The following is a 22,580-nucleotide window of genomic DNA, read 5'->3' as shown; positions in this document are numbered from 1 at the left end:
ATGACCAGCCAATCCGGCCGCATCGTTTACGTCAACGGCGAATTCCTGCCCGAGGCGGACGCCCGCCTTTCCATCTTCGACCGCGGTTTCCTGTTTGGCGACGGCATTTATGAAGTTACCTCCGTTCTGGAAGGCAAGCTGATCGACAGCGACCTGCACATGGCCCGGCTGGAACGCAGTGCCCGCGAAATCGACGTAGCCCTGCCGGTCACGACGAAGGAAATCGTCGAGGCCGAGCGCCGTCTGATCGCCGACAACAATCTCGTCGAGGGTATGATCTATCTGCAGCTGACGCGTGGCGCGGAAGACCGCAACTTCCTGTTCTCGGCCGATCTGAAGCCGACGCTCGTCATGTTCACCCAGGCAAAGAAGCTGATCGGCACCCCCGTCGAAGAAGCAGGCATCGCCGTCAAATCCGTTCCCGACCAGCGCTGGGAACGCCGCGATATCAAGACCGTCTGCCTTTTGCCGCAGGTCATGGCAAAACGCATCGCCAAGGCCGAAGGCTGCGACGAGGCGTGGATGATCGAGGATGGTTTCGTCACCGAAGGCGCGTCCTCGACCGCTTATATCGTCACCGCCGATAAGAAGATCATCACCCGCGGCAACAGCAACAAGACCCTGCCCGGCTGCACCCGCCTCGCCGCCCTGCAACTAGCCAAGGAAGCTGGTTTCACGCTGGAAGAGCGCCCCTTCACGCTGGAAGAAGCCCTGAATGCCGACGAGGCCTGCCTCACCAGCGCCTCCAACTTCGTTGTCTCGGTCACCAAGATCGACGGCAAGCCGGTGGGCAACGGCAAGCCCGGCCCGATGGTAAGCCGCCTGCGCGCGCTCTACCTCGAAAACGCCCGCCGCACGGCCATCTGATCGAAAGCGTTTTGTTTGTCGCATTTCCGGACGGAAAACCGGGGTCCACTTTTCCTGGAAATGCTCCTAGTCTTCGAGAACCGCCCATATGCGCTCGACCACGGGCCGGCGGTTCTCCTTTGAACGATAAAGCCTGATATCGACGGCAATATCGAAACTCGGATCGGCGGCGCGCACAAGGGTGCCGCTGTCCAGCTCCTGCCGCATCAGGCTTTCCGGCACCCAGGCGACACCCCAGCCGGCCATCGCCATGGCTTTCAGCCCCACCGACATGCTGCCCTCATGCACCCGCTCGAATTGCGGCAGCCGCGCGCTTAAGAGATCGCGCAGCAATGGCCCGAAGAACGACGCCTTTTCATAATCCAGATAGGCAAAGGGTTTTTTCGCATTTTCCACCAGCGCATGCAGCGGTGCGCCATCCTGAGTGGGCGCTGAAACGGGAATGATGTTTTCCGCGCCGAGCACACGAAACTCGAACAGCTGCGCATCGAGCAGCATCGGCACTTCGTGATGGGCATAGGTCAGAAGAAAATCGCTCTGCCCGTCCACCAGCGAATTGAGATTTTCCTCCATGCTGCCGGAATCGGGCCGCAGAACTGAAAACAGCGGTCCCGCCGTCTCGTTCACCCGTTTCAGCCAGTCCGGGAAAAATGTGAAGGACAGGGTATGCAGGGCCGTCAGCCGAATGGTTCTCGCATCGGCCCCTTCTTCCTGCAGTAGCGTGCGCCGCGCATGGTAGAGCTGCTTCAGCGTCTCCTGCGCCACCGGCACGAACTTCACGCCCGCCTCGGTCAGCCGCGACGGATAGGAGGCGCGGTCGACCAGCGTCGCGCCCACCCAGGCTTCCAGCTGTTTGATGCGCCGGCTGAAGGCGGATTGCGTCACATGCCGCTCATCCGCCGCCTTCGAAAAATTGAGCGTTCCGGCCAGCGCCAGGAAATCCTCGAGCCATTTGACTTCCAAGGGCCTGTTCTCCCACAAAGATGCCGTCCCGGGCTGCCGGGAACATGGGTCTTTATTAGGAGCAATAGAAGCTGATTGAAACCCACTAGAAAGCTTCGGGCTGTTGAGAAAATAGCCTAAGCCTCGCTTCCGTCATCCTTGGGCTTGTCCCACGGATCTAAGCACGTCAACAAAATCAATTGTTTGCAGATCCTCGGGACAGGCCCGAGGATGACGTCGAGTTTGTGGGGCGCGACTGGGTCGATCTCAGTCGTCAGCGGCCCCTTGAATATTCGATCATCCGCGCCCGGCTGGACACCAGCTCGATCCTGTCGTCACCGAGCGGGTTGAGGCAGACACGCTTTGTCCACGGCCCATCGATGAGCGTGAACAGGAAGCGGCCATTGCCGAGGGCCTTCAAAGGCATGCTGCGGCGCGTCGGGCCAATGCCCATCGTCAGCGACGAACCGTTGATCGAAAATTCGGCCCCCTCATCGGATCGCCAAGTTCCCGAGAGGTCATCTGGCACGGCATGTTCGCCGACCGGCAGGAAGCGTCGGGTGGCATGGCCAGCCTCGCCCACGATCGCTTCGCCATCCAGCCTCAGCCGCATGGGCGAGGATGCCGAACGCGAAGAGACCCAACCGTCGGCATCCTCATAAAGCGTGTCGTCGCCATCGATGAAGGTGGATGTGCTGCCCTTGATCTCCAGCCACCACGGCCCGCTTTCGGTGACATAGAGGCCTTCCGGCAGGCTGGCGGCGGGTTTCGGCAGAGGCAGGCCAGTCAGAGCCGCCATGCCTTCCAGCGCGATCTTGAAACCGTTAGTATCCTCACGGTTGGACACCACCACGAAACCCGTTCCGTTTTCAGGGTCGAGCAGGAAATAGGTCTTGTAGCCCGGATGCGAACCGCCGTGGCCAACGAAACGCCGGTCACCCAGATGCGACCAGCGAAGACCAAGCCCATATTCGCTCATCCGCCCATCGGCCAGTGGCCGCCCGGCGGAAAGCCTATCCAGAACACCGGCAAAGCTACCCTCGCCCCGCATAAGGCCCTGCAGCCAGTGAGTCAGCGCCTCGGCACTGCCGGCAAGGCTACCCGAGGCCGAGATATGCAGACCGGCGGCCGAAAGCTGCCAGTTCTCTTCGGACTTCCAGTAACCCGGCACCAATCCATCAACCGGATCGTTCCAGACATCCGGCGCCTTCAGAAATACGCCGAAAGGACCGGCAATCTGCGCCTGCACGAAATCGTCGAAACGGAACCCCCGGCGCTCCAGCGCCGCTTCCACGAGGCGATAGCCCGTATTGGAATAGGAAACCTCGCTGCCGGCTGCGAAGTTGAGCCGGGTCAGGCGTGTAAGATAATCGAGCAGCGGACCGGCCTTCGTTTCGGTGTAAACGGAAAGACCGAGCAGCGACAGGCATTCGCGCGTATCCGGCAGCCCGCCGCTCATATCCAGCGCCTGCCCGACGGTGACATCGCGAAGCGGCGCTTGCAGCTCCGGCAGATGTTTACCGAGCGGATCGTCGAGCCCAATCAGATCGGAATGGGCCAGCACCATGGCGCAGAAGGCGTGTTTGGTGACGGAGGCATAACGGACCACGCTTTGTGGGGTGAAAGCTGCGAAGGTCGAGAGGCTTTCGACACCGCCGGCATGGGCGAAACGGATGCCATCGAGATCGAAACCGATGACAGCGCCGCCGGGCTCATTGCTCGCCCATTGCGAGACGAAGCTCTGCGAAAGGATTGAAGCGGCGTTCCAGTCGAATTGCAGTGGCATGGTTCGGTCTCGTCTTTTCGGCTCAGTTAAAGATGGACAAGCCTCGACGTTGCGGCTCGTTTCTTCTCCCCACCGGGGAGAAGGTGGCCCGAAGGGTCGGATGAGGGGAGCAACGCTAGCGATATGCGGAGAGCTTGCCCCCCTCATCCCGCTGCCGCGACCTTCTCCGCCTCGGGGAGAAGAAGCGGGCAGCACCCGCTCGATCTATACGCATCCCCGGTAGGTGCGACCTCAGGCCGGCTCTTCCAGCCTGATGCTCAGGCTGCGCAGCTCTTCCGTATGCGGATGTTTCGTGCGGCCTTCGCGCAGATCGCCCGCACTCAGCTGCTCCACCATCTCCCCGTTCAGCATCACTCCCACCTGCGGGCAAAGATGCGCGATGACCGCCAGATTGTGGCTCACAAGGATATAGGTGAGGTTACGGGCCGCACGAAGATCCTGCAAAAGGTTCAGGATTTCCGCCTGCACCGAAACATCGAGCGCCGAAGTCGGCTCATCGAGCAGCAGCACCTGCGGATCGGCAATCAGCGCGCGCGCGATTGCCACGCGCTGGCGCTGGCCGCCGGAAAGCTGGTGCGGAAAACGGAACCGTACCGCCTGCGGCAGCGCCACGTCCGACAGCGCCTGCTGGATGCGTTTTTCAATATTGTCCATGCCGTGCACCAGCGGCAATTCGCTAAGAATACGGTCGATGGTCTGGCGCGGATGCAGCGAGCCATAGGGGTCCTGAAACACCATCTGCACCTGCCGGAAGAATTCCGGCGTCCGCCTCAGCGGCGCATCCTTGCCGGCAAAGGCGATGCGGCCTTCCCAGCTTTCATTGAGGCCCGCCATGGCGCGCAGGATGGTGGACTTGCCCGAGCCGCTTTCGCCGACGATGCCGAAGCTGCCGCCCTTTTCCACCGAAAAGGACACGCCCTTCACGACTTCGCGGTCGCCGAACTTGATACGGAGATTATCGACGTCGATCATTGGCTGGACCACGCTGCATCACGGTTGAGAACGGGAAGACGCTCGCGCGGATGCGTCAGCGAGGGAATGCAGTTCAGAAGTCCCTTTGTATAGGGATGTTCGGCTTTCAGGAGTTCGGAGGCCTTCAGTTCCTCCATCACCCGGCCGGAATACATGACGGCGACGCGGTCGCAGAAATGCGAAACGAGCGGCAGATCGTGACTGATGAGGATGAGGCCCATGCCGCGTTCCGACACCAGTTCCTCGATCAGCCGCAGGATTTCCGCCTGCACCGTGGCGTCGAGCGCGCTGGTCGGCTCGTCAGCGATAAGGAGTTCGGGGTCGGGCGCAAGCATCATGGCGATCATCACGCGCTGGCCCATGCCGCCGGAAACCTCATGCGCATAGGACGAGGCAACCTGACGCGGATTGCGGATCTTCACCTGATCGAGCAGGCCGATTGCCGCTTCCATGGCGGCCCGCTTGCTGCCGCCCTTATGCGCACGCCATGCTTCGGCGATCTGCGCACCCATGGTCTTCACCGGATTCAGCGAATATTTCGGATCCTGCAAAATGAAGCCCGCCCGTTTGCCACGGATCTGGCGCATCTGCCTTTCGCTGGCGGAGAGCACGTCGATACCGTCGAAGGCAAGCTTGTCGGCGCGGATATCCGCATTGGAGGGCAGAAGCTTCATCAGCGCGCGCGCCGTCAGGCTCTTGCCCGAACCGGATTCGCCGACAATGCCGAGCTTTTCGGTGCCGAGCTTCATGGACACACCACGCACCGCCTCGAAACGGCTGGTGCGGGTCTGGAAAGCGATCTTCAGATTTTCGATTTCGACCAGCATGGCTCAATGTCCCTTCGGGTCGAGAACGTCGCGCAGACCATCACCGAGGAAGTTGAAGGCGAGCGAAACGAGGAAGATGGCGATGCCGGGAATGGTGGCGACCCACCATTGTTCGAAGATGAAGCGCTTGGCGGTGGCAATCATCGCACCCCATTCCGGCGAAGGCGGCTGCGCGCCCATGCCGAGGAAGCCAAGGCTGGCAGCCGTGATGATGATTGAACTCATGTCGAGCGTGATGCGCACGATAAGGCTCGGTACGCAGAGCGGCGCGATATGGCGGGCGATAATGCGCCAGGCGGAAGCGCCCGTCAGGCGATAGGCCGCGACGAAGTCGCTGCCGCGCACCGTCATGGTTTCGGCGCGCGCAAGACGCGCATAGGGCGGCCATGCGGTGAGTGCGATGGCGAGAATGGCGCTTTCAACGCCGGGCTTCAGCGCCGCGACGAAGGCGAGCGCCAGAATGAGGCGCGGGAAGGCCAGAAACACATCCGTCACCCGCATCAGCACCGTATCGACAATGCCGCCGAAATAACCGGCGATGCAGCCGATGGCGAGCCCGATGGGTGCGACGAGAACGACGACAGCGATGACCATGCCGAGCGTGACGCGGCCGCCATAGAGAATACGCGAGAGAATGTCGCGGCCAAGCTCATCGGTGCCGAACCAGTGCTCGGCGCTCGGAAACGCCAGACGGTTGCCGAGATTCTGCGTCGCCGGATCATAAGGGGCAAGCAGCGGCGCCAGCAGCGACAGAGCGATGAAGAGGACGATGATGGTCAGACCGATCACCGCCAGCGGATTGGACTTGAGGTTGAGCCAGATGCGATACCGGTTTCCCCAGGCAGCCTGTGTGCGGGAATGCGGTGTCTCATCCAGAGCCCAGTTTCTGAAATTAGCTAACATCATCGAACGCGAGGATCCATAACTCTGTAAAGCACGTCTGCGAGCAGGTTGAGGGCGACATAGATGAAGCCGATCAACAGGGTTGCTCCGACGACCGGGTTCATGTCCGCGTTCATGAGCGAGACGGTGAGATATTGACCAAGGCCCGGCCAGCTGAAGACGGTTTCCGTCACCACGGCACCTTCGAGAAGGCCGGCATAGGTGAGCGCCAGAACCGTGACGAGCTGCACGGCGACCGTCGGGAAGGCGTGGCCCCAGATCACGGTCATGGCAGAAAGCCCCTTGGCGCGGGCGGTGATGACATATTCACCCTTCAGCGCGTCGATCATGAAGGCGCGCGTCATGCGGGTGATATAGGCCATGCTGAAATAGGCGAGAATGCAGACGGGCTGCACCATATGGGCGATGGCGTCGTAAAAGGCGTCCCAGTCGCCGGCAAGCAGCGTATCGACCGTCATCAGGCCGGTAACCTGCGTGATCATGCCGTCATAGATGATATCCTGACGGCCCGGCCCCGGTGCGACGCCAAGCGTGGCGTAAAAGACGAGCAGCGAAATCAGCGCCAGCATGAAGACGGGCACGGAGTGACCGGCAAGGCAGACGACGCGGATCACCTGGTCCGTCAGCTTGCCCTGCTTCACGGCCGCCCAGACACCGAGCGGAATGCCAATCAGCGCAGCGAGGATAAGCGCTGCGGTAGCAAGTTCGAACGTGGCGGGGAAAACGCGCTTGATATCGATCCAGACCGGATTGCGGGTCAGGATCGAATTGCCGAAATCGCCATGCAGGACCTGCGTGACATAGTGGAAGAACTGCACGACCAGCGGCTGGTCGAGGCCCATTTCGGCCCGCACACGCACGATGACGTCTTCGGGCGCATTGTCGCCGACCGCCGCAATGACGGGATCGACGGGCATGACGCGCCCGATCATGAAGGTGATGACCATCAAACCGAACAGCGTCAGGATGACGCTGCCCAGTATCGACGATATGCTTTTAACGCGCTTGTTCAATGTCACGCTTTCTTCGCATCGTGGTAGGAATTGCCCTCGGAGAGAACGCCGAGTTCGAAGCCGGATACGCCCTTGCGGAAGGCAGCCGTCTTCGTCGTCTGGAACATGAAGACGAACGGGCTGTTCTGCATGTGCTCGCGCTGCAGGGCTTCATAAAGCTCGATACGCTTTGCCGGATCACGCTCGTCGCGAGCGGCTTCCGCCTTGGCGGCGAAATCGTCGTTCTTGAAACGCGAACGCCACAGGAAGGGCTTGGACTTCACGTCGTCGCCATTGTCCTTGTTGATGTTGAAGACATCGGCGTTGGAATGCGGATCGAAATAATCCGTGCCCCATGCGGAAAGCGCCATCTGATGTTCGCGGGCGCGCATCTTGGTCAGGACCTGACGGTTTTCCGCCGACTGCAGACGCACCTTGATGCCGATATCGGCAAGGTTCGCCTGAATGGCCTGTGCCAGATCCGGATAAGGCTGTGCAGAATAGTGGTCCATGCTGATTTCGAAACCATCGGCGAGACCGGCTTCGGCCATCAGCGCCTTGGCCTTCTCGACATCGCGCTGGAACGGAATGTCGTTGACGGCACCAGGGAAGCCCTTCGGCTCGAAGCTCTGGTGCACTTCATGCGTCAGCGGCACGATGTTTTCCTGCATGCCCTTGTAGTCCAGCGCCCACTTGATGGCCTGCCAGACCTGCGGCTTGGCGAGGTTCTCATTGCCCTGGTTGAGCGAGATCAGCACCAGCGAAGCGATGGACTTGCGCTCCAGCTCGATATTGGCATCGTCCTTGACGGTGCGCAGCTGCTCGGACGTCAGGTCGCGGGCAATGTCGATATCGCCCTTCTGCAGCATCAGAAGCTGGGAAGACGGATCGGTGACGTGGCGCAGCACGATACGCTTGATATTGCCCTTGTAGGGGCCGTTCGGATTGACCGCGAGCGCAACGCTTTCGCTCGGCTTCCAGGCCTGCAGCACGAAATCGCCGGAGCCGGCGCTGTTCTTCTGCAGCCAGCCATTGCCAAGGTCTTCGCCCGATGCATTGGCAAGAACCGCCTTCTTTTCAACGATCGCGCCGATATTGGCGGAGAGGCAATAGAGCAGGAAGGAGATGGCGGTCGGCTTTGCCGTCGTCAGCTTCACCGTCTTGTCGTCGGCGGCAACGATGGTCGTCTCTGCATTCTCAGGCGTGAAGCCGAACTGGCTGATAATGAAGGCCGGGCTCTTGTTCATCTTGATGGCGCGCTGCAGCGAGAAGACAACGTCTTCTGCAGTCACTTTCGCGCCGCTCGCGAAGGTCGCTTCATCACCGATCACGAAGGTGAAGACCTTGCTGTCCGCGTCGGCTTCCCAGGACTTGGCGATGACGGGATCGACCTTGGTGGAATCCTCGCGGTTGGCGCGCACCAGCTTCTGGTACATGTTGGAGATGATTTCACCGCCGACGGCCTCGAAACCTTCATGCGGGTCAAGGCTCGTCATATTGTCCAGCTGCTGGGCAACGACCAGAATATCCTTGGGCGTCGCGGCAAAGGCCGGAATGCGCCCATAGGACAGGAACGGAACGGCAGCGCCGGCAATCAACAGGTTGCGTCTTGAAATCATCGAAAATCCCCTTTCGGACCTTATTTTTCGGAAAATGGTGGGCTTGCCCCAATCCAGTCGTTTTTTTTATGTTTTCCCGCGATTACCACGAGCAAACGAGGCCCGACCAATTCCAAATTTGGCAGAGCCTATGCATGGATTGCATTTGCTCCTGCCTTGACCTTTCCTCTACCAATTCCCAAAAGTCTGATGGACGCGCGTTCGCGCCCTCCCCCTATCCGAAGGTGAATGACCATGACCGATCAAAAAACCGTACCCGTCTTCGACGGCCACAACGACGTGCTTCTGCGGTTATGGCGATCAGGCAATGCCTCTCCCGAAACACTTCTGATCGAAGGTGATACGGTTGGCCATATCGACCTGCCGCGCGCGAAAAAAGGCGGCCTCGCCGGCGGTCTCTGCGCCATCTACGTGCCCTCGCCAAGCATGGAAAAGGACACCAACGGTGATTTCTCGACACCGTCTGAGGCAGACGCGCTGAAGGCGACGCTTGGCATGGCGGCCCTGTTGTTCCGCGCCGAGAAACAATCCAATGGTGCGCTGAAAGTCTGCCGCACGGCCGCCGATATCCGCAGCGCCATGGCCGAAGGCGCCTTCGCCTCGGTCTTTCATATCGAGGGCGCGGAAGCGATCGGCGACGACCTGGACGGGCTGCACGTTCTGCACGAGGCGGGTCTGCGCACACTCGGACCGGTCTGGAGCCGCCCGAACATCTTCGCTTACGGCGTTCCCTTCCGTTTCCCCTCGACGCCGGATATCGGCCCGGGCCTGACGGATACCGGCAAACGGCTGGTCAAAACCTGCAACGAGCTGAAGATCATGGTCGATCTCTCTCACATGAACGAAAAGGGCTTCTGGGATATCGCCAAGATTTCCGACGCGCCGCTGGTGGCATCGCACTCCAACGCTTACGCGCTGTGCAATCATAGCCGTAACCTGACCGACCGCCAGCTGGACGCCATCCGCGATACGGGCGGCCTTGCCGGCATCAATTTCGGCGTTCTGTTCCTGCGCCAGGACGGCGTGAAGAACCCGGATACCGACCTCAACGAACTCGTCCGCCATGTGGATTACATCGTCAACCGCATTGGCATCGACCACGTCGCGCTCGGTTCGGATTTCGACGGCACCACCATTCCCGCCGCCATGAAGGATGCGGGCGATCTGCAATTGCTGGTCGAGGTCATGCGCAAGGGCGGTTATGACGATGAGGCGCTCAACAAGATCTGCCACGGCAACTGGATCCGCGTGCTGGAAAAAACCTGGGGCGCATAAGGCAAAAGGTGAATTTCATCTCCGGCGCCATGCGCCGGAGACATGGAAGCGGCGGGCCCTTAAGCCTTTGCCGCTTTTTTCTTGCCGGTCGCCCGGAAAGCCAGAAGCCCGGCGACGAGGCCGACCATCGCCCATTTCATCGGCAGCACGTCCGCCGTCTCGCTGCGGATCGGCAGCACGGTCACCGTGCCCGGACGGGACTCATAACCCATCTGCCCCTTTGCCTTGGCCTCGGCGATCTGTTGCGGAGAAACCACCCATTCGGCACCGCGCATCTTATCCATCGTCATATACCCACCACCGGCAGCGAGGGCGACAACGAGCGAAACAACTATTCTTGTGGGCATGTTCATTGGCATCTCCTTCAATCGAAAGGAGCGTTTAGTTGCATCAAATGCCGCCACCAGGCAACCACCACGTTTAATTTTGTCGTATTTTTACCGGGCCTGGAAATCTCACATTTCCCGGTTGCATTTTCGCCGCTACACTTGGCAAAATCGATCGACCCCGGGAACAAACTTCACATCGACACGTCACGCAATTCTGCTAAGCAAATTTCCTCAACCGAAACGAATTAGCGACACAATCCTGTGGTTCGCCAACCAACGGGACCGGCGCTGGAAAAAGTAAATGGCAGACAAGAGCGAAATTATAGAGACCGATATTAGCGAATCCCCGGTTGAAAGCTTTTTTGCCAGAAACCGGCCCTATCTGACGGCCATCGCCATAACGCTCATCTTCGTGATGATGACGTTTGCGATTTACCGCCTCACATCGGAAGTACGATATGACGATGTGATCGCCGCCCTTCTTGGCACATCGTTTTCCTCCATTCTGCTCGCCATCGTGTTTACGGCGTTGAGCTTCCTGTCCCTCATCTTTTACGATGCGAATGCCATCGAATATGTCGGCAAGAAAGTCCGGTTCCCGTCGATGGCGGCCACGGCCTTTGCGGCCTATGCCATCGGCAACACGGCAGGTTTCGGTCCGCTGAGCGGCGGCGCCATCCGCTTCCGCGCCTATTCCCGGCTCGGCCTCTCGCCGGGTGATATCGCCCGCGTCATCGCCTTCGTCACCCTGTCGTTCGGCCTCGGGCTTCTCTCCGTCAGCGCGCTTTCGACCTTCATCGTTGCACCCCGCATCGCCGCCATCGTCGGCTTCGACCCGCTGGTGCTGAGGGGTGCGGCCCTTGCCGTCATCGCCATTCTTGTGATCACGGCCTATATCGGCCGCGACGGCAAGGCGATCCGCATCGGCAAATGGCGGCTGCGCCTCCCCGACAGCCGCACGTCGTCGCGGCAGTTCCTCGTATCGGCGTTCGACATCGCTGCATCTGCCTCCGTTCTCTACGTGCTGTTGCCGGAAACGCATCTCGGCTGGCCGACCTTCTTCGCGATCTATGCCACCGCCGTGGGCCTCGGCGTTCTCAGCCATGTCCCCGCAGGCCTCGGCGTCTTCGAAACCGTCATGGTGGCGGGTCTCGGCAATGCGATCAGCGTCGATGAGTTGCTCGGAAGCCTCGTGCTCTACCGCGTCATCTATCACGTTCTGCCCCTGGTCGTCGCCATTCTGGTCATGATCCTGTCCGAGATGAAGCAGTTCGCGGCCAAGCCCGTGGTTTCGGATATCAGCCAGCTTGCCGTGCGGCTGGCGCCGCCGTTGCTCTCCACCTTCGCGATCATTCTCGGCACCATGCTGATTTTTTCGAGCGTGACGCCGACGCCGGACAGCAACCTCGATTTCCTCTCGAATTTCGTGCCCTTGCCGATCATCGAAGCGGCGCATTTTCTGACGAGCATTCTCGGCCTCGGCCTCGTCGTCGCCTCACGCGGCCTCGGGCAGAGACTGGACGGCGCCTGGTGGATCGCCCTCATCGCGGCCTCCCTCGCCCTCATCCTCTCCATCCTCAAGGCCATCGCGGTCTTCGAGGCGGTATTCCTTGGCATCTTCATTGCGGCACTCGCCCTCAATGTGCGCAGCTTCAACCGGCACGCCTCACTGGTCAAACAGGCACTGGGACCAAGCTGGCTCGCCGCAATGGCCGTCATCATCGCCGGCGCGGCAACGATCCTCCTGTTCGTCTATCGTGATACCGATTACAGTCATACATTGTGGTGGGAATTCGAGTTCTCCGAAGAAGCCCCGCGCGGGCTGCGCGCCCTCCTTGGCCTGGTGCTCGCTTCCTCGACCATCGCAATTTTCAGCCTGATGCGGCCGGTTATCTTCAAGCCGGATTCCATCCAGTCCGAGGACGTGGAACGCGCCACTGACATCGTCACGCAACAGGATGCGGCCGACGCCAATCTGGTGCGCATGGGCGACAAGCACGTCATGTTCTCCGAAAGCGGCAATGCCTTCATCATGTATGGCATTCAGGGCCGCTCCTGGATCGCCTTTGCCGATCCGGTCGGCGACGAGGAGGATTTTCCGGACCTCGTCTGGCAATTCGTGGAGGCCGCCCGTGCGGCGGGCGCTCGCGCCGCCTTCTACCAGATTTCGCCTTTCCTTCTCTCCCATTGCGCCGATGCAGGGCTGCGCGCCTTCAAGCTCGGGGAACTGGCGCTGGTCGATCTTACCGCGTTCGAACTGAAGGGCGGCAAGCTCGCGACCCTTCGCCAGTCGCTGAGCCGCGGTGCGCGCGACGGCCTGACGTTCGAGGTTGTCGAAAAGGCGCAGGTGCCCGATATTCTGGATGAGCTGCAACAGGTCTCCGACGGCTGGCTCGCACACCACAATACGCGTGAAAAACGCTTCTCGCTCGGTGCTTTCGAACCGGATTACATTCTGTCGCAACCCGTCGCCGTGCTGCGCAAGGATGGAAAAATCACCGCCTTCGCCAATCTGATGGTGACGGAGACGAAAAAGGAAGCCACCGTCGATCTCATGCGCTTTTCGCCGGATGCGCCGCGCGGCGCGATGGATTTCCTCTTCGTCAGCATCATGCAATATCTGCGCGAGGCTGGCTACGAGAGCTTCAACCTCGGCATGGCGCCCATGTCCGGCATGTCGAAGCGCGATACGGCCCCCGTCTGGGATCGTATCGGCAGCACGCTGTTCGAACACGGCGAACGTTTCTACAACTTCAAGGGCCTTCGCGCCTTCAAGGCGAAGTTCCACCCGAAATGGGAACCGCGTTACCTTGCCGTGCAGAACGGTGCAGACGCCGCTCTGGCGCTGATGGACGCGACGGTTCTAATCAGCGGCGGTGTCAGAGGAGTAATCGGAAAATGAGAAAATCCAGCATGCTGAAGGCAATCCTTGCCGCTTCCGCCCTGTTTACCGCCCCGTTATTTTCCTCCGGCGCCGCCTTTGGCCAGGACAAGCCCGCCTATGAGACCGGCATGATCCCGGCCGAGCACATCATGGTGCCCGACGGCGATATTCTCGCCAGCGTTTTCCTGATTTCCGACGCGGACGGCTGGACCGCCGCCGATGAGGAACGTGCAAAGACGCTGGTGGGAAAAGGCGCCGCCGTGGTCGGCATCGACTTCAAGGAATATTTGAAGGCACTCGAAGCGGACGAGGACGAGTGCATCTACATGATTTCGGACATCGAGTCGCTGTCGCAGCAGATCCAGCGCACCGCCGGCACCAGCAGCTATCGCCAGCCCATTCTCACCGGCATCGGCAAGGGCGGAACGCTCGCACTGGCCATGATCGCGCAAAGCCCGGTTTCCACCGTGCGGGAAGCCATCGCCGTCGACCCCAAGGCCGGCCTTCCGCTTGAGAAGATCCTCTGCACGCCCGCCACCAAGGACAAGGTGGATGGCGAGACGGTCTATGGCCTCACCGACGGCCCGCTGCCGGCGCCGGTCAGCGTGCTGTTCACGCCCGCTGCCGACCAGAAGGGCCGCGACCACGTCAACGCGCTCGTCAAGCTGCATCCCGATATCGACGTGACGGATGTGGATGACAAGGCGGACGAGGTTCTGACCCAGACCCTGTCCGACCAGGTCGATGCCGCCGGCGATACAGACAACCCGCTCGGCCTGCCGATCAAGGTTCTCGAAACAAGCCCGGTGATGGACACCATGGCGGTGATCTATTCCGGCGACGGCGGCTGGCGCGATCTCGATGAGGAAGTGGGCGGCGCGCTGCAGAAGCAGGGCATACCCGTGATCGGTGTCGATGCACTGCGTTATTTCTGGAAGGAAAAACAGCCGCAGGACGTCGCAAACGACCTTGCACGCATCATCGACACCTATCGCAAGGAATGGAAGGTTCGAAACGTCGTGCTGATCGGTTATTCCTTCGGTGCCGATATCATTCCCGCAACCTTCAACCGGCTGCCGGAACGTGCGAAATCGCATGTCGTGCAACTCACTCTCATGGGATTGTCGACGGAAGTGGATTTCGAGATTTCCGTTCAGGGCTGGCTTGGCGTAGCGGGTGAAGGCAAGGGCGGCAAGACCGTCGACGACATCGCCAAGATCGACCCGAAGCTGGTGCAGTGCATTTATGGCACGGAGGAAGAGGATGAAGACCCCTGCCCCGGCCTGAAGGCAAAGGGCGTGGAAACGCTCGGCATCGAGGGCGGCCACCATTTCGACGAGGATTACGAGGCGCTTGCCAACAAGATCGTGGCGTCCTTGAAAACCCGGCTGCAGAAATAAGCTTTCAGTCCTGGCGGCTTCGGAAACAGTCCGAAGCCACACGAATATTCCGCTGGATTTCATCCACCTGAACCAATATTCGCGGTTTGCGGGCGAACGATGCCGCCCGCAAACCGTCTTTGATGCTTCTCCCCATCGCGGCCGTGCTTGCGGAATCGGTTAAACTATTATTCAAAAGAAGCTGGCCTGCGGCGAATGTTCATCGCGTTTCCGCAACCGTGCTGTTGTCGATAGCCAACCATGGATTTTATATTTCCGGACCGGTTCAGGGAGCCGCCGCATGCCCGCCTTAAAACGAAAAACAAAAACACCGGTCCTCGTGGAGCGCATCGATCAATTCGTTGGCGAGGTCAGGGAGGCGATGAAGAGCGACGACGCCTCGCGAAACAGAAAAATCCGTGACCTGTGGGATGCCGAGGTCCGCTACCATTTCGACAATGGCCGCACGGAAAAGACGCTCGAACTTTACATCATGAAATATCGCTATGCGCTGAAGGCCGAGTTCGGCCCGAAGAGCACCCCGCTTGCCATCTGCAACATGAAGAAGCTGCGCGAACGGCTGAAAACCTATATCGAACGAGCCGACTACCCCAAAACCGGCGTCGCAATATCGATTGTCGAAAAAATCGAGCGGGCGGAGTTCAACACCGCCGGCCGCAAGCCGACCGTTCTTCTGCGCATCGCGGATTTCATTTCGGCGATGAACGGCATCGGGACGAAGGACGAGATGCAGACCCTGTGGAACGCTGAAATCAGCACCATGAAAGGCAGGGCCCAGACGACGATCATTTCCTACATTACGAAATATCGCAACGCTATCCGCGAAGCCTTCGGCGACGAACACCCGATGCTGAAGATCGCCACCGGCGATGCCGCAATGTATGACGATGCACGCCGGGTGAAGATGGAAAAGATCGCGAAAAAGCACGGCGCGCTGATCACATTCGAGAATTACCGGCAGGTTCTGAAAATCTGCGAGGATTGTCTCAGGTCCAGCGATCCGCTGATGATTGGCATCGGCCTGATCGGCATGACGGGACGCCGGCCCTACGAAGTCTTCACCCAGGCCGAATTTACGCCTGCCCCCTATGGCAAGGGCGTTTCCAAATGGAGCCTTCTATTCAATGGCCAGGCCAAGACAAAACAGGGCGAGGGTACGAAATTCGGGATTACCTATGAAATCCCGGTCCTGACCCGCTCCGAAACGATCCTGTCCGCCTATGGGCGCCTGCGCGAAAGCGGCCAGGGAAAATTGTGGCATGGCATGTCGATCGACGATTTTTCCTCGGAAACCCGCCTGCTGCTCAGGGACACGGTTTTCAGCCTGTTCGAGAATCTCTGGCCGAAGGAAGAACTTCCCAAGCCCTATGGCCTCAGACATCTCTATGCCGAGGTGGCCTATCACAATTTCGCGCCGCCACATGTGACTAAGAACAGCTATTTCGCCGCCATTCTCGGACATAACAATAACGACCTCGAAACCTCGCTGTCTTACATGACCTATACGCTGCCCGAAGATCGCGACGACGCGCTGGCGCGGGCCAAACGCACGAATGAAAGGGCATTGCAGCAAATGGCGGCAATCGCACCGGCTTCCCGCAAAGCCTAGAGCATCTCAGCAAAAAAGCCCGGCTTTCCGTCCGGGCTTGTAAAGAGATACCCTGGTATCCGGCCGCGGATTCCAGTCCCACGGCCAGTCGTTCCCCATCAGGCCCGCGCATCACCGGACGTGCGGTAAAGCAGGGTCAACACCGTCAGCACCAGCCCTACCAGCGCGACCGAGCCGAAAATGTAGAAATTCCACTCGGGCGCCAGACCCCGTTGCAGCACGAGGCCGCCGATCATCGGGCCAGCGATGCCGCCAAGCCGCCCGACCGCCAGCGAGAAGCCAAGACCCGTGCCGCGAATATGGACGGGATAAAGCCGCCCGACGAGGACATTGGCGAGAATCTGGGTTCCGATGGTTCCGGCACCCGCAAGCGCCACGAAGGCATAAAGAAGCGGACCCTTGTTCACCGTCAGGGCGAAGATCGATCCGGCGCCGATGGCAAACAGGATCGCCACCACCACCTTGACGTTGCCCTTGTCCGCGAAGCGCCCACCGATAAGGATGCCGATCGCGGCGCCGACATTAAGCATGACCGAGAAACTGAGCGCCGAGCTGATGTCATAACCCATCTTGTTCATGATGGTGGGCAGCCAGTTGACCATGCCGAAAGTGAGCAGCAGCGAGCAAAAGTGAATGCCCCAGGCATTCAGCGTCGAGGCCAGCCGGCCTTCCGAAAACAGCGCGCCGACGCCGCCCTTCTGCATTTTTGCGTGCGGCACGATGCGTTGCAGACCATAAGTGTCGCAGACGCCGTCAGCCTCCGCCTGCCGGCCCTTGCTCGCCAGCCATTCCGGCGATTCCGGCAGGAACCGCATGAAGATCGGCAGCAGAATGAGGGGCAGGCCACCGATCAGCATCAAGGGGCGCCAGCCATAGCTCTCCAGGAGCAGCATGCCCATGACGCCGGAAATGATGCCACCGATAAGATAACCGAGGAAGGACAGCGAATTGGCCTGCGCCCGGCGCTGTGGTGGCGAAAACTCCAGCACCAGCGCGGTAACCGTCGGCAACAGCGCCCCGAGCCCGAGACCGGCGAAGAAGCGGGTGATTTCGAAGGCGAGAAAATTCGGCGTCATGGCCGAGGCGATCATCATCGCCGAAAATCCGGCGAGGCTGAGAAGCACCACCTTCCGGCGGCCGATACGGTCTGCCATGGTGCCGGCAAACAGCGCACCGAGCAACATGCCAACGAGCGTCAAAGCAGCGGCACGGCCCACCATGGCCGGATTGAGTGCCCAGGCGCTTTCTTTCAGCAGCGCCGGTGCGACCGCGCCATAAACGACCAGATCATACCCGTCGAACATGATCATCAGGCCGCATGTCGCAATGACGCCGGCCGGGTTTTTCGTCCGCGCAGAGGCGGCGCTCAGATAATTCGTGGACATATTCCTCCCTTTCACGCATGAACGCGCCATCCGGAATGGATCAGCGTCTCCCCGTCCCTGCATTATCCTCCGTGAGTGCCCGGCTTGCTCCACCCTGATATGTGCCCTGCTTCTGTCAAGCCACATGTCGCCGGTATCACTCGCCGTTGATTAAATATTGCATTTGCAAAAATTGCAAATGCAATATTGATAAATGCCAACCACCCTACGGCGGCTGAAATCAGCGGGATTACAGCCCGGAAATCATCGATAGCGTTGGCGTCCAGTTCAAAATACGAACGCGATTGTAGACCCCGTGAATGACGAAGGGATCGGCGTCGCTGAAGGCGATAACGTCTTCAATACAGCATGCCTCGGCGATGATGAGCGCGGCAGACGGACCCTCCGCAACAGCGCTCATCGGACCGGAAACAAGGATCCTGAACCCTTCGGCCATCGCCTCGCCATTGCGCAAATGGGCCTTGTGCGCTTCCAGCTGCGCCACCCGCTGCCGCGTGGCATCGGGATCGCTTTCGGCAAAACGCACGTAAAGCCTGGGTCGATTGCTTGCGCCGCTCATCGGGCAAGCACGAAATCGTGGTTCACCGACCAGAACCAGTCGCCGATGAAGCCGAAGTCCCGCGCCTTTTGCGCATCCTCCACCCGCTGAAAATCCGCCAGCAGGCTTTCCTTCACACCGAACACCGCATCCGAACGGATATAGGGATCGTCAGGATCGAATATATGCGTGACAAGCGGGCTGAAACCTTCTGCCGAAACGATGTAGTGCAGATGCGCCGGCCGGTAAGGATGCCGCCCCATCGCCCGCAACAGCTGCCCCACCGGGCCGTCATCCGGGATCGGATAACATTTCGGCTTCGTGGCCCGGAACCAGTAATGCCCGTCCTCGCCGGTCACGAAGACGCCGCGCAGATTAAAATCGGGCTGGATGCCCTTCTGCTGCACGTCATAAAAGCCTTCATCATTGGCCTGCCAGACATCGATGCGCGCACCGGCGACCGGCGCACCTTCGGTATCGAGAATGCGGCCGGTCACGACCATATCCTCGCCCTTGCCATCGAGACAGATATTGGCGCCCATCGGCATTTCCGGTGCATCGGCCACATGGAAGGGCCCGAGAACGGTGGATTCCGACGCGCCGCTCGGCTTGCGGTGGTTGATGGCATCGACCAGCATGGAAACACCGAGAATATCGGAAAACAGGATCCATTCCTGCCGCCACTCATTGCAGATCTGCCCGACTTCGGTGAGGAAATGAATGGCCTTCATCCATTCCTCCTCGGTCGGCTCGATTTCCTTCACTGCCTCGTGCAGCTTGCGGGTTACGACCGCCATGATCTCCTTCAGGCGCGGATCGTCACAATCGCGCATGCGGGCAATCACGGTTTCAGCCGAGCGTTCCTCAACGAAGTAGCCGTCGTCGCTGGTCATCTTCATATCCATAGTCTCCTCCCATCACTCCGGCCGCGTACCCTCGAAGGCACGCTGCAAAAGGTTGCGGATCGCGGTTTTTTCGATCGGCCGCGGGCACCAGTAAGGATTGGCCGTTGCAAGCTCGGCCATGGGGTCAAGATCGGCCGCTCCCACGCCAAGAGCGGCCAGACTCGCGGGCGCGCCAAGCCTGGCGGCGAAATCGAAAAGCCCCAGCCCTGCCCGGCCGCCGACAAGGGCAGCAAGCGGCAGAAGCAGTTCCGGCACCGCTTCTTCCACATAAGCGATGGTGTGCGGCAACAGCACCGCATGGGTTTCCGCATGCGGCAGATCGAGATTGCCGCCCAGCGTATGGCAGAGCTTGTGATGCAGCGACATGCCGACCGCACCCAGCACGGTGCCGCAAAGCCATGCGCCGTAAAGTGCCGTCTCACGCGCGCCGATATCCTGCGGCGCTTCCCGAATGACCGGAAGCGCCTCGATCAGCGCCCGCAGCCCCTCGACCGCCATCAGGCTGGCGATAGGATTGCGGTCCTGTGCATAAAGCGCCTCCGCCGCATGCGCCATGGCGTTGAGCCCGCTCGTCATACTGATCGCAACCGGCAGACCGAGCGTCAGTTCCGCATCATAGATCACCACCTCCGGCAGGATTTCCGGCCCGCGCATGGTGGTTTTCACGCCATTTTCCGTCTGGCCGAGAATGGGCGTGACTTCCGAGCCGGCATAGGTCGTGGGAATGACGATCTGCGCCGCATCGGTGCGCAGGGCGATTGCCTTACCGAGACCGGTGGTGGAACCGCCACCCAAAGAGACGACGCAATCGGCACCCGCGGCGCGGTAGGCCTCAACCGCGCTTTTCGTTACCTCGACCGGCGTATGCATGGCTGCTTCGGAAAAAACACCCGCCGAAAGCGGGCCAAGCCGGGCGGCAAGCGCCTCGGCATCACCCTTTTGCTGCGGCGTGGATAGTACCAGCGCCCGCGAGAAGCCGAGGCGGTGGATTTCCTCCGCCACACCCGCCGAGCTGCCCGCCGAAAAGACAATGCGGGCGGGCACCGCCATATAAACGAAAGGCTGCATGGCTCAGCGTCCGTCCAGCTTAAAGAGGCGGCGTGCATTGGTACGACCGATCTTCACCCGGTCGGCCTCGGCAATACTCGTCGCGTTGAACCAGTCAGAGGCATGGTCAATGTTCTCGAAGGGCCAGTCGGTGGAAAACAGGATGCGATCCGCACCGATTTCCAGAATGGCGTCGATCAGCGTCTGGGTGCGGAAATTGCCCGAGGTGGTGATGTGGAAATTTTCGTTGAAATAATCCACGAAACGGCGCTTGGCCGGATAACGCGGCGGCAGCTTCACCCAGACATTGCGATGGTCGATGCGCCACATCATGTAAGGCAGTCCCTCGCCCATATGGCCGAGAATGATATTGAGGCGCGGATGTTCGTCGAACAGGCCGGACGCCATGAGGCGCAACGCATGGACGGCGGTTTCCTGCGCAAAGGCCCAGGTGGGGCCGAGCAGCCAGGGGTGGCCGTCATAGATGCGCGAATCCTGCGGCAGCGGGTTGCGCGGATGCAAATAAAACGGCACGTCGAGCTTTTCGACTTCACCCCAGAAAGAGCGATATTGCGGCAGGTCGTAATAAAGCAGCGTCTGGCCGTCACCTTCCTGGCTGAACCCATTGACGAGCGCGCCGACGAAACCGAGATCGTTGACGCAGCGTTGCAATTCCTCCGTCGCCGCATCGGGGTCCTGCAAAGGCAGCGCGGCGAAAGCGAGGAAACGATCCGGCCGCTTGGCGCATTCTTCTGCCAGCGCATCATTGGCGCGCCGCGCGATCTCGATCGCTTTCTTCGTGTCGGGAATGGCCTGCACCGCCGGGGCATTCAGCGACAGGATCATGGTCTCGATGCCATGCGCGTCCATCAGCTTCAGGCGTGTATCCTGAATGTCGAGCAGACGGTGCTGCAGTTCCTTCCAGTAATCGCCGGGCACGAAACCGGCTGAGTCCTGAAGCGTTTCCGGGATTGCGAAATGCTCCTCGAGAGCGACCTTGCCTTGCATGTGGTTTCCTCCGAAATTCTCTGTTGGTCTGCCGCCGGAGTGGCGATCAAAATTGGCCCTTGGGTTCGAGGCCGAGCATGCTCTGGCCAATCATCGTGCCGACGGCATCCCAGTTCATGCTGATGTGGCGGCCGACCGCATTGGCATCCCGCCAGGCGCGCTGCACCGGGTTCGCCAGATCGAGCCCGACGCCGCCGGTGGAATCGTTCAGCGCCTGTACCGCACGCAACGAGAGAGACACGGCAAAGGACTGGCCGCGACGGCTCAGAAGGCGGTCATCCACCGTAAATTCCGCCCGACCTTCGATCCGGGCCTGCGCCAGCACCTGTGCCCTCGCCACATCGCGCAGCAGGATCTCGCAGGCTGCGTCAACGCTCGCCGCGGCTTCCGCGACGCGCAGCTGGATGGTCGGGAATTCCGCCATGCGATTATTACCACCCGCCACCGCGCCGCGTGTGACCCGGCCGCCGACATGATCGACATAGGCGGAAAGCGCACCCTTGGCGGCGCCGACACCGGCCGCCGCGAGACAGGAGGGAATGCCCGTCAGAAGCGGCATGTTGAACAGGCCCTCTTCCGCATAATATCGTCCGCCCGGCGTGCGGCCGCTGGTGGCGTCCGGAAAGGTCAGAACCCGATGTTCGGGCACGAAGACATCGTCGAGAACCAGCGTCTTCGACCCGGTGCCGGCCAGCCCCACCACATGCCAGGTGTCTTCGATGATATATTGGCTGGCGGGAACGAGCAGAAAGGCGGGAACCGGCTTTCCTTCACCCTTCGGCGGCAGAATGGCGGCGCAGAGGGACCATTGTGCGTTTTCGCAACCCGAGGCGAAGGCCCATTTACCGCCGAGGCGATAACCGCCATCGGCAGCCTCGGCCATCTTCACCGGCGCATAGGAACCGCACAGCAGCGCGTCGGGATTTTCACCCCAGACATCGGCCTGCGCCTCTTCGGGAAACATCGCCAGCAGCCATTGATGGGCAGACAGCAGGCCGGCGACCCAGCCCGTCGACGCACAGGCCGCCGAAAGTTCAATATTGGCTTCCACCAGCTCGGCGAAATCGCCACCCTTGCCGTCGAAGGCTCGGGGCTTGACGATATCGAAATAACCGATGCCACGCAGCGCCTCGATATGGCCGGGGGGCACGCGCCGCGCTTCCTCCGTCTGCCTGGCGCTTGAGCGGAAAAGATCGGCTATGCCGGCAACGCGGCTGGCGAGGCGGACATGCGGGTTCGTTTGCGCCGGCTGCGGCGCATGGCTCATATCGTTCATGATTATCTCCTTGCGG

Annotated in this window: 19 protein-coding genes; 5 read left to right on the top strand and 14 right to left on the bottom strand. The window is 60.5% G+C overall.

Annotated elements, in window-relative coordinates; translation table 11 throughout:
* Positions 1-867, top strand: a complete 867-nt coding sequence (locus QD336_RS20685; protein WP_499172019.1) for a D-amino-acid transaminase — start codon at positions 1-3, stop codon at positions 865-867.
* A 66-nt stretch (positions 868-933) separates the two neighbouring features.
* Here QD336_RS20685 and QD336_RS20680 read toward each other — a convergent pair whose 3' ends face one another.
* The 7 genes from QD336_RS20680 to QD336_RS20650 all read right to left on the bottom strand — a co-directional run bounded on the left by QD336_RS20680 (position 934) and on the right by QD336_RS20650 (position 8,908).
* Positions 934-1,830: a LysR substrate-binding domain-containing protein gene (locus tag QD336_RS20680; protein WP_499172018.1), complete on the bottom strand. Its 897-nt coding sequence runs from the start codon at positions 1,828-1,830 to the stop codon at positions 934-936.
* 253 nt (positions 1,831-2,083) lie between these two features.
* A complete protein-coding gene (locus QD336_RS20675) occupies positions 2,084-3,595 on the bottom strand; it encodes a serine hydrolase domain-containing protein (RefSeq protein WP_499172017.1) in 1,512 nt (503 codons plus the stop codon).
* A 231-nt stretch (positions 3,596-3,826) separates the two neighbouring features.
* Positions 3,827-4,567 carry an ABC transporter ATP-binding protein gene (locus QD336_RS20670; protein ID WP_004443516.1) on the bottom strand — a complete coding sequence of 247 codons (741 nt, stop codon included), beginning with the start codon at positions 4,565-4,567 and terminating at the stop codon, positions 3,827-3,829.
* A complete protein-coding gene (locus tag QD336_RS20665) occupies positions 4,564-5,394 on the bottom strand; it encodes an ABC transporter ATP-binding protein (RefSeq protein WP_004433197.1) in 831 nt (276 codons plus the stop codon). The genes QD336_RS20670 and QD336_RS20665 overlap by 4 nt, the downstream gene beginning before the upstream one ends.
* A 3-nt stretch (positions 5,395-5,397) precedes the next feature.
* A complete protein-coding gene (gene nikC / locus QD336_RS20660) occupies positions 5,398-6,300 on the bottom strand; it encodes a nickel transporter permease (RefSeq protein WP_004433196.1) in 903 nt (300 codons plus the stop codon).
* Positions 6,297-7,310 (bottom strand): ABC transporter permease, encoded by a 1,014-nt coding sequence (locus QD336_RS20655; RefSeq protein ID WP_269341367.1) that lies wholly within the window; start codon positions 7,308-7,310, stop codon positions 6,297-6,299. Before QD336_RS20655 ends, nikC begins: the two co-directional genes overlap by 4 nt.
* 2 nt (positions 7,311-7,312) lie before the next feature.
* Positions 7,313-8,908: an ABC transporter substrate-binding protein gene (locus QD336_RS20650; protein ID WP_499172016.1), complete on the bottom strand. Its 1,596-nt coding sequence runs from the start codon at positions 8,906-8,908 to the stop codon at positions 7,313-7,315.
* Positions 8,909-9,142: 234 nt separating this feature from the next.
* On the opposite strand from QD336_RS20650, the gene QD336_RS20645 reads away from it, so the two are divergent.
* On the top strand, positions 9,143-10,183 hold the full coding sequence (locus tag QD336_RS20645) for a dipeptidase (protein ID WP_499172015.1): 1,041 nt from the start codon (positions 9,143-9,145) through the stop codon (positions 10,181-10,183).
* A gap of 59 nt (positions 10,184-10,242) precedes the next feature.
* Here the strand turns inward: QD336_RS20645 and QD336_RS20640 are convergent, their stop codons facing one another.
* The gene (locus QD336_RS20640; protein WP_269340173.1) at positions 10,243-10,536 is read right to left on the bottom strand and encodes a hypothetical protein; all 294 of its coding nucleotides are present in this window, start codon (positions 10,534-10,536) and stop codon (positions 10,243-10,245) included.
* 277 nt (positions 10,537-10,813) lie between these two features.
* Here QD336_RS20640 and mprF point away from each other — a divergent pair, with 277 nt between their 5' ends.
* From mprF to telA, 3 genes are all read left to right on the top strand, one after another.
* Positions 10,814-13,414 (top strand): bifunctional lysylphosphatidylglycerol flippase/synthetase MprF, encoded by a 2,601-nt coding sequence (gene mprF / locus QD336_RS20635; protein WP_499172014.1) that lies wholly within the window; start codon positions 10,814-10,816, stop codon positions 13,412-13,414.
* Positions 13,411-14,796 (top strand): virulence factor, encoded by a 1,386-nt coding sequence (locus tag QD336_RS20630; protein WP_269340170.1) that lies wholly within the window; start codon positions 13,411-13,413, stop codon positions 14,794-14,796. Before mprF ends, QD336_RS20630 begins: the two co-directional genes overlap by 4 nt.
* A 280-nt stretch (positions 14,797-15,076) precedes the next feature.
* Positions 15,077-16,405 carry a telomere resolvase TelA gene (telA, locus tag QD336_RS20625; protein WP_499172013.1) on the top strand — a complete coding sequence of 443 codons (1,329 nt, stop codon included), beginning with the start codon at positions 15,077-15,079 and terminating at the stop codon, positions 16,403-16,405.
* Between the two features lie 98 nt (positions 16,406-16,503).
* On the opposite strand, the gene QD336_RS20620 is transcribed toward telA, so the two are convergent.
* The 6 genes from QD336_RS20620 to graA form a co-directional block, all read right to left on the bottom strand.
* Entirely contained in the window at positions 16,504-17,790 is a 1,287-nt protein-coding gene (locus tag QD336_RS20620) for an MFS transporter (RefSeq protein ID WP_499172012.1), read from the bottom strand.
* 229 nt (positions 17,791-18,019) lie between these two features.
* Positions 18,020-18,349, bottom strand: a complete 330-nt coding sequence (locus QD336_RS20615) for a YciI family protein (protein ID WP_499172011.1) — start codon at positions 18,347-18,349, stop codon at positions 18,020-18,022.
* Positions 18,346-19,233 (bottom strand): hydroxyquinol 1,2-dioxygenase, encoded by an 888-nt coding sequence (gene graB / locus QD336_RS20610; protein WP_499172010.1) that lies wholly within the window; start codon positions 19,231-19,233, stop codon positions 18,346-18,348. The genes QD336_RS20615 and graB overlap by 4 nt, the downstream gene beginning before the upstream one ends.
* Positions 19,234-19,245: 12 nt before the next feature.
* Entirely contained in the window at positions 19,246-20,301 is a 1,056-nt protein-coding gene (locus QD336_RS20605) for a maleylacetate reductase (protein ID WP_499172009.1), read from the bottom strand.
* Between the two features lie 3 nt (positions 20,302-20,304).
* The gene (tsdA, locus tag QD336_RS20600) at positions 20,305-21,288 is read right to left on the bottom strand and encodes a gamma-resorcylate decarboxylase (protein WP_499172008.1); all 984 of its coding nucleotides are present in this window, start codon (positions 21,286-21,288) and stop codon (positions 20,305-20,307) included.
* A 46-nt stretch (positions 21,289-21,334) separates the two neighbouring features.
* The gene (gene graA, locus QD336_RS20595) at positions 21,335-22,564 is read right to left on the bottom strand and encodes an FADH(2)-dependent resorcinol hydroxylase oxygenase component (protein WP_499172007.1); all 1,230 of its coding nucleotides are present in this window, start codon (positions 22,562-22,564) and stop codon (positions 21,335-21,337) included.
* Between the last annotated feature and the right edge of the window lie 16 nt (positions 22,565-22,580).

The sequence above is a fragment of the Rhizobium sp. BR 250 genome, assembly GCF_047445855.1.
GTDB lineage: Bacteria > Pseudomonadota > Alphaproteobacteria > Rhizobiales > Rhizobiaceae > Agrobacterium > Agrobacterium tumefaciens_I.
Note: the sequence above shows the minus strand (reverse complement) of the source record. Positions and strands in the feature narration are given on the sequence as shown.

Bases quoted from the DNA above. Each gene is read 5' to 3' on its own strand.
- QD336_RS20685 (WP_499172019.1), top strand. From the start codon at position 1: ATGACCAGCCAATCCGGCCGCATCGTTTACGTCAACGGCGAATTCCTG.
- QD336_RS20675 (WP_499172017.1), bottom strand. From the start codon at position 3,595: ATGCCACTGCAATTCGACTGGAACGCCGCTTCAATCCTTTCGCAGAGC.
- QD336_RS20670 (WP_004443516.1), bottom strand. From the start codon at position 4,567: ATGATCGACGTCGATAATCTCCGTATCAAGTTCGGCGACCGCGAAGTC.
- QD336_RS20665 (WP_004433197.1), bottom strand. From the start codon at position 5,394: ATGCTGGTCGAAATCGAAAATCTGAAGATCGCTTTCCAGACCCGCACC.
- nikC (WP_004433196.1), bottom strand. From the start codon at position 6,300: ATGATGTTAGCTAATTTCAGAAACTGGGCTCTGGATGAGACACCGCAT.
- QD336_RS20650 (WP_499172016.1), bottom strand. From the start codon at position 8,908: ATGATTTCAAGACGCAACCTGTTGATTGCCGGCGCTGCCGTTCCGTTC.
- QD336_RS20645 (WP_499172015.1), top strand. From the start codon at position 9,143: ATGACCGATCAAAAAACCGTACCCGTCTTCGACGGCCACAACGACGTG.
- QD336_RS20640 (WP_269340173.1), bottom strand. From the start codon at position 10,536: ATGAACATGCCCACAAGAATAGTTGTTTCGCTCGTTGTCGCCCTCGCT.
- mprF (WP_499172014.1), top strand. From the start codon at position 10,814: ATGGCAGACAAGAGCGAAATTATAGAGACCGATATTAGCGAATCCCCG.
- QD336_RS20630 (WP_269340170.1), top strand. From the start codon at position 13,411: ATGAGAAAATCCAGCATGCTGAAGGCAATCCTTGCCGCTTCCGCCCTG.
- telA (WP_499172013.1), top strand. From the start codon at position 15,077: ATGCCCGCCTTAAAACGAAAAACAAAAACACCGGTCCTCGTGGAGCGC.
- QD336_RS20620 (WP_499172012.1), bottom strand. From the start codon at position 17,790: ATGTCCACGAATTATCTGAGCGCCGCCTCTGCGCGGACGAAAAACCCG.
- QD336_RS20615 (WP_499172011.1), bottom strand. From the start codon at position 18,349: ATGAGCGGCGCAAGCAATCGACCCAGGCTTTACGTGCGTTTTGCCGAA.
- graB (WP_499172010.1), bottom strand. From the start codon at position 19,233: ATGGATATGAAGATGACCAGCGACGACGGCTACTTCGTTGAGGAACGC.
- QD336_RS20605 (WP_499172009.1), bottom strand. From the start codon at position 20,301: ATGCAGCCTTTCGTTTATATGGCGGTGCCCGCCCGCATTGTCTTTTCG.
- tsdA (WP_499172008.1), bottom strand. From the start codon at position 21,288: ATGCAAGGCAAGGTCGCTCTCGAGGAGCATTTCGCAATCCCGGAAACG.
- graA (WP_499172007.1), bottom strand. From the start codon at position 22,564: ATGAACGATATGAGCCATGCGCCGCAGCCGGCGCAAACGAACCCGCAT.